The sequence below is a fragment of the Bacillus sp. BB51/4 genome, from assembly GCF_008368845.1.
Lineage (GTDB): Bacteria > Bacillota > Bacilli > Bacillales > Bacillaceae_G > Bacillus_A > Bacillus_A wiedmannii.
Window position 1 is genome coordinate 1 of sequence record NZ_QOSC01000028.1, and the last position, 3786, is coordinate 3786.

Below are 3786 nucleotides of genomic sequence, written 5' to 3' on the forward strand. Positions count from 1 at the left end.
GACTCGTCTTTTTTGTGTTTAATGGAAATAATCTTGTAATTAATGTTGGTTCTATGAGTACGTGTATCTAGCAAAAAACAGCTTTATTTTATTATGATTTCACATCTAAATAGCATACCTTCAGAAAAATATGGATAAGTTTGTTAGACCATCTATTCGTTAACAAGAATAGATACAAGGTATTGCCCTCTGTAGCCTGCTCACACCTTCTTTTATTTCTTCAGTTGTTAAATGTCCATACCCTATAATAATTCGATTATGATGTTTTCCTTTTTTAATGGCGTGCTCTTCCACAGGATATACTTTCACTCCGAGTTGTTGGATTTCCTCAAGTAATTCTTTTGTGAATTGAACTTGATTGAATTCAACAATCAGATGTAATCCTGTAGAATAACCGAAAATATTGATCTTATTGGAGAATGCTAATTTTAATTGCTGGATAAGGAAGTCTCTTCGAGTTTTATAAATTTTTTTCATCTTCATAATATGTCGCTCCAAATAATCTTCGGCAATAAATTTAGCAAGAACAAGCTGATTTAAAGAAGGTGTATGTAGATCTGAAAACCATTTTACCCTGCGACATTTTTCAATAAGGTGTGAGGGAAGAACTAAGTATCCCATCCTAAGGGCCGGTGATAAAATTTTACTAAATGAACCTATATATATAACACGCTCGGGATCCAATCCCTGTAATGAACTTACAGGTGAGCCTTCATATCGAAACTCACTGTCATAATCATCTTCAATGAGATAACAATTTGTTTTCCTTGAGTAGTTAATCAATTGAACCCGTCGTTGAATCGGTAACGCTCCTCCTAAAGGAAACTGATGAGAAGGAGTAGTGAAGATGAATTTTGGGTTTTTATTTGCAGGCAGCAAAGATGTATCCATCCCATTATCATCAACTGGTATAGGATAAAGGAAGGCTCCTGAATTTTTAAAAATTGTTTGAATGTCATTGGTGATGGGATCTTCTATTAGTACTTCGTCGCCTGTTGACAAAAGTAGCTTAGAAATAAGTGTTAAAGCTTGCGTTGCACCGGAGGTAATTATCAATTGTTCTGGATGACAAAAAACTCCTCTTGTTTTAAGTAAATAGTGTGATAAAACCTTTCTTAATTCGGGACGCCCTTCGGGAATATCGTATCCAAACGTAGAAGGAGGTGTTTCATTCCATATAGTATGAGATAACTTTGCCCATCCCTTACGTGGAAATAAGTCTAATGCTGGTATCCCTGAACGAAAATTAATGATGTTACTGTCTTTGTTTATTTCTTCGCACCAAGATAAAGAATCAATTAGAGTTGATTTTTTACGTTGTTCTAAATAAGTTCCTTCTGCAATGAATGTCCCGGCGCCCTGTCGAGCGACCAAAAAACCTTCGGAAAATAATTGATCATAAGCTTCTAAAATTACATTCCTAGACACGCTTAACTCAGAAGATAATTCCCGTGTAGATGGTAGTCTTTCTCCAGATTGTAGTTCTCCGTTTAATATTCGTTCACGTATTTGGTGATAAACCTGTCGAATTAAACTTATATCTAACGATCGATCAATAGGTATCCAAAGCATATAAATGCTCCCTTCATCAAAATTGGTACCATAAAAGTTTGGTTAAAATGGTACTAATATGAACCATTTTAGCATGCTATAGTTGGATCAAATAGTTCTAAAGGGGATGAAAATGTGATGACGAAACCAGAATTCCAAGTAGCTCAGGCATTTAAATCGATTGCACGAAATGAACATATAAAATCCTATGTACAACAATCTAATGAACTCTATGCGTTGTTATTGCAAGCTGCGAAACGCTTTGTCACCGGAGAAACGAGACATGAGGGGATTGTGATAGCAAAAGAACTAATTACAAAAGGTTATCATACTTCACTAGAATACATAGGGGAAAATACTCTAGATATAGAGGAATGTTATAAAGAAAAAAATGAGTTTTGGAATCTTATTGGGGATATGGGTGCTCTATCTATGAAGCAAACAGTATCACTCGATTTATCGCATATTGGATTATCTATAGATCCAAAAATATCTTATATTCATTTAATGGAGTTAGCAGAGAAGGCAAAACTACATGGAACTACCCTTATGATAAGTATGGAAGAATCATCTAAAGCAGCAGACATTCTTTCCATCTATAAAAAAACAACTGAGCAATATCCTAATGTAGGGATAACGATTCAGGCGCATTTATATCGCTCAAACGATGATATTCAAGAACTCCTACATTATCCAGGGAAAATACGAGTTGTAAAAGGTGCCTATCAAGAAGTTTCGGATATTGCTATGCCTAGGTCAAATGACTTAAACCAACAGTATCTTCAGATTGTAGAACAACTAGTTGAAAACAATCATCCTGTATCTATAGCTACACATGATGAAATTCTTATTAAAGAAATGGAGAAACGTCAATGTTTTAATCAATCTAATGTAGAGATAGAAATGCTATATGGAATTCGTCCGGATATGTTAAGTGATTTGAAAAACAAAGGGCATAATGCTAGGGTGTATTTGACCTATGGGAAAGAGTGGTACTTGTATTTATGCCATCGGATAGCTGAATATCCGGAAAATTTATATCGTGCAGTGATAGATATGATGCATTCATCTGCAGTACAGCAGAGTAGGGAATATTAAATAGACATTTTAATATTAAATATAAAAATTATTTTGGCTATGGTTATTATGAGGGCGTTCAGTTGTAGTGAGTAAGTTAAATTATTTTGGTTGTGGCCCAAAAATAAGAGTCGGATGTTCCTTAGAGTAGAAATTCCGGCTCTTTTTATATTGAAAAGATTATAGTTTATAAATTGTACAGCCGTAGTATACCTTGTTGTAGAATTTGTTTTTGTGGGTGTTTTATATGCATTGGTTTCTTATTGTTATGTATTCTTAGGTTTATAGCTAGAAATAAATGAATTTGTAATTCTATATGTATTTCAAAACGGAGGATATATATAAACAATAAAATTACATACTTTGTTAGTAACTTGATTCGCTCTCCTAGCGGTAAAACGTAAATATAGGTATAGGATAAACATCCTTACATGTGATAAAAAGTAATAAAATACAAATAGAATGAATGTTCCTTGTGAGTGTGTTATGTGCACTCGATCAATTGAGGTGCGTATTTTTAATCGGGTATATGTGTTTAAAAAAAGAAATGCTATTAATTGGTTTGGACCTCGAGTATAGTTTATTTGTATATCTGAAATGTTTGTTAAGAGGATATAAAATTTATTACGACTAGGCCATATGGAAATGGATGCTGCTAAAGATGAAAGAGATATAAGTCTGCTATTTCAGTGACATAGGGATAGTTAGTAAATATATTAGTGTGTTTCTATATATTTACGAGTAAACAGGTAAGTAACCATTACCTCATATAAGGGGAACTCTATAGCTAGAGTAGTATATAAGAATTTCTGTATCGTTGTCTGTTTATGAGAATACGTATATCTTCAATCGTTTCTAATAGAGTGCCTGATAAACAAAGAGGTGTTAGGGAGTGGAATAAGTTTTTAATTATATATTAGTATTTATTAAAATAAGGTTGTTAGTTCCGCGGGGGGGAAAACTTCCGTACCAATTCAGTCTAGGGTGTAAGTAAACTTGAATATATTTTGGGAGAAGAAATTAAAGCGAAGTCGAAGAGGATTTTCGGATAATGCAATATTTATAGGTTCTTCTCTAGATTAGAGAGTGCAAAAATATTAACTTGAATAACTTTATGAAAAAGGTATTGACGATTAGTATATAGAGGTGTAATATAGA

Annotated in this window: 2 protein-coding genes; one reads left to right on the forward strand and one right to left on the reverse strand. The window is 33.4% G+C overall.

Annotation, left to right across the window (positions count from 1 at the left end; genetic code table 11):
* Positions 1 to 159: 159 nt before the first annotated feature.
* Entirely contained in the window at positions 160 to 1572 is a 1413-nt protein-coding gene (pdxR, locus tag DN392_RS28240; RefSeq protein ID WP_000964405.1) for a MocR-like pyridoxine biosynthesis transcription factor PdxR, read from the reverse strand.
* A gap of 117 nt (positions 1573 to 1689) precedes the next feature.
* On the opposite strand from pdxR, the gene DN392_RS28245 reads away from it, so the two are divergent.
* Positions 1690 to 2649, forward strand: coding sequence for a proline dehydrogenase family protein (locus DN392_RS28245; protein ID WP_088321342.1), 960 nt, complete (start codon positions 1690 to 1692; stop codon positions 2647 to 2649).
* Positions 2650 to 3786: the final 1137 nt, after the last annotated feature.